We start from the raw sequence: 2,710 nt of genomic DNA, 5'->3' as shown, positions 1-2,710 counted from the left end.
GTCGGTCGCGGTTGGAAACCGCTCCCACAGGTGCTACGCCCATCCTGTCACTCACGCCGCCCCCAGGAAATAGCGGGTCACTTGGTCCGGGTCGAAGCCCTTGGACAAAAACAGCGGCTCCCACCCAAATTGCCGGAACAGCCACACCAACCGCTCGCGGCGCTGCCGCAGGTTGTCGGCCAGCCGTTCCCGCAGGGCCGGGCGCAGCAGCAGCAAGCGCTGCCCGCCGCCTTCCAGGTCGGCCAGCCGCGCCAGGCCACGGGCGTCGGGCAGGGCTTCGCCCTCGTCCCACAGCACCACCGGCACCACGTCGTGGCGGCACAGGCCCGTCAGGATTTCCCGCAGCAGGTTGAGCGGCAAATGGAAGTCGGACAGCAGGAAAACCAAGCAACGCCGCCCCGGCAGCAATCGTCCGGCCTGGACCAGCCCCCGACAGCCCAGGCCATGGGGACGGAACGGGCGCAGCCTCGCGGCCAGCCGGAACGCCGGGCCGGGCAGCCGCGACGGGGACAGGCAAAACTCAGGGCGAATGTCCTCGGCGGCGGCCAATAGGCCCAGCGTATCGCCGGCGCGGTACACGGACTCCGCCAAGCCTTCGATGAAATCCGCCAGCACCGCGATTTTCGGATGGACGCCCCGGAAATCCATAGAACCCGAGACATCGGCCAGCGCATACACCGGGATGGCCGAGCGTTGTTCGCACAGGCGCACCCGCCAGGTTTCAAAGGGGTCGGTCAGGCTGGCGCGGAGGTCCAAACGGCGTGGGTCGGGATGGGCCAGGAACGGCGCGAGATGCCGGAACCGCTGCCCGTCCCCGACCTGGCGGCTAGGGTGGGCACCGGGCCGGGCGCCGCCGGCGTGGCCGGGAATCCGGTAGTGGAATTCGCGTTGGGTCACGGTGCGGCCACCGAAACCAATGGGTGTTGGAGTGGTTTACAACGGTGGTCTTTGTTGGTATTTTCTCCAACATGAAGGCCGAATTGTTGATCGACGAGCGGGTGATCATGGGCGGGACGGCGTTCGCCGCGCTCAAGCTGTGGCGGGTGCCGACGCCCGTTCCGGGCAGCGCCCATCCCTACAAATACCGGCTGGCCTTCGTGGTGGAGGGCGTCTGCGTCCTGCGCTACGACAACGAGGCGGGCAAGGGCGACCATAAGCACATCGGCGACCGGGAAACGGCCTACGCCTTCACCTCGCCTAAGCAATTGCTGGCCGACTTCTGGAACGACGTCAGGCATTGGAGAACATGACATGAACACAGTAACCATCGGCGTGACCACGCCGGAAGCCGCTTCGGAACGCTTCCTGCGAGCCTGGGAAACGGGGGAGCCGCAAGCCGCGCATATCGGCTTCGCCAGCTTGGAGGATTTATGGAAAACACTCACCCTCAAGCGCTGGGAACTGCTCCGGGCGATGACCGGCGCGGGGCCGTTGGCGATCCGCGAAGTCGCCCGGCGGGTGGATCGGGACGTGAAGGCGGTGCATGGCGATGTGCAAGCCCTCCTCAATGTTGGCCTGCTGGACAAGACCGACACCGGCCAAGTGGTTTTCCCGTATGACGAGGTGCGGGTGGATTTCGTGCTGAAAGCCGCCTGACCCGGCGGCGGTACGAGAGTGTTCAAGGCGCGGCCACCGAGCGCAGGATGCGCTCCACCAGTTCCGGGACCAGTTCGGCCCGGCGGTATTCGTAGACCGGCTTGAGGAAAATCCGGTGGCCCAGGGCGGCGGAGAACACGGCCTGCACGTCCTCGGGCCGCAGGTGGTCGCGGCGGCTGAGCCAGGCCCGCACCCGCGCCGCCCGGATCAGATGGCTCATGCCCCGTGGGCTGGGACCGGCCTCGATCAGTTCGCCCAGGTCGGCGTCCTGGAGGCGGATGCCGAAGGCTTCCGGCTCGCAACTCGCCCGCCACAGTTCCCGCGCATAGGTCCGCAGCGCCGGGCTGGCGGTGACGGTCTCCTGGATGGCGGCGGCGAGTCCATTCAAAGCCTCGAAATTCAGCGTGCCCGGTGCCACTTCCGCCAACAGGCGGTCGGGATCGTGGAAACGCGGCTCGAAGGCCAGCCTATCCAGGATGTCCGGCGCGGTCGGCGGCGTGACCGGAATTTCCAGCATGAAGCGGTCGCGGGCGGCGGCGGGGAGTTCGAAGGTTTCCTCCTTTTCCACCCGGTTGCGGTCGGCGAAGACTTGCAAATGGGGGAAGGCGTATTCCCGGTTGAAGGCCGTGGCGCTGCGCTCGGCCATCACCCGCAGCAGCAAGGAATGGACCTGGGGCCGGGCGCGGTTGATTTCGTTGAAGAAGAACACGGACAGCCGCTCGCCCTTACGCAGCAAAGGACCGGGGGACACGCCGGGTTTGCCGGATTCGTCCAGATGGGTGTAGTAAACAAGGTCCGAGGGCATGAGGTCGATGGTGCCCTCGATCCGCTCGTATTCGCCGCCCAGGCCCTGAGCCACCGCCCGCAGCAGGGTGGTCTTGCCCACGCCCACCCCGCCTTCCAGCAGGGCATGGCCACGGGCGAACACGGCGATGGTCATCAGCCGGACGGCTTGGTCTTGGCCGACGATGGCGTTCTTGATCTGCTCCTCGAAGGCCAGGGCTTTGGGCCAGTGGTCGGCGAGGAGGTTGTCGGGGTGGTTCATAGCGGTCGGATGGCAGTGTGGGAGCGGGCTTCAGCCTGCGATCAAAAATAAGGTCGCGGGCTGAAGCCC

The 2,710-nt window shown here is 66.7% G+C and carries 4 protein-coding genes; 2 read left to right on the top strand and 2 right to left on the bottom strand.

Annotated features, from left to right (window positions below; all coding sequences use genetic code 11):
• Positions 1-51: 51 nt before the first annotated feature.
• Positions 52-897, bottom strand: a complete 846-nt coding sequence (locus ACXWUF_RS21650; RefSeq protein WP_458496597.1) for a DUF58 domain-containing protein — start codon at positions 895-897, stop codon at positions 52-54.
• A gap of 71 nt (positions 898-968) precedes the next feature.
• Here ACXWUF_RS21650 and ACXWUF_RS21645 point away from each other — a divergent pair, with 71 nt between their 5' ends.
• The gene (locus tag ACXWUF_RS21645) at positions 969-1,250 is read left to right on the top strand and encodes a toxin-antitoxin system TumE family protein (RefSeq protein WP_458496596.1); all 282 of its coding nucleotides are present in this window, start codon (positions 969-971) and stop codon (positions 1,248-1,250) included.
• Position 1,251: 1 nt separating this feature from the next.
• Positions 1,252-1,596 carry an HVO_A0114 family putative DNA-binding protein gene (locus tag ACXWUF_RS21640; RefSeq protein WP_458496595.1) on the top strand — a complete coding sequence of 115 codons (345 nt, stop codon included), beginning with the start codon at positions 1,252-1,254 and terminating at the stop codon, positions 1,594-1,596.
• A gap of 22 nt (positions 1,597-1,618) precedes the next feature.
• Here ACXWUF_RS21640 and ACXWUF_RS21635 read toward each other — a convergent pair whose 3' ends face one another.
• A complete protein-coding gene (locus tag ACXWUF_RS21635) occupies positions 1,619-2,641 on the bottom strand; it encodes an AAA family ATPase (RefSeq protein WP_458496594.1) in 1,023 nt (340 codons plus the stop codon).
• Between the last annotated feature and the right edge of the window lie 69 nt (positions 2,642-2,710).

This window comes from Methylomagnum sp. (assembly GCF_054333355.1).
The sequence above is the reverse complement of the archived record's forward strand: the minus strand, read 5'-3'. Positions and strand labels throughout refer to the sequence as shown.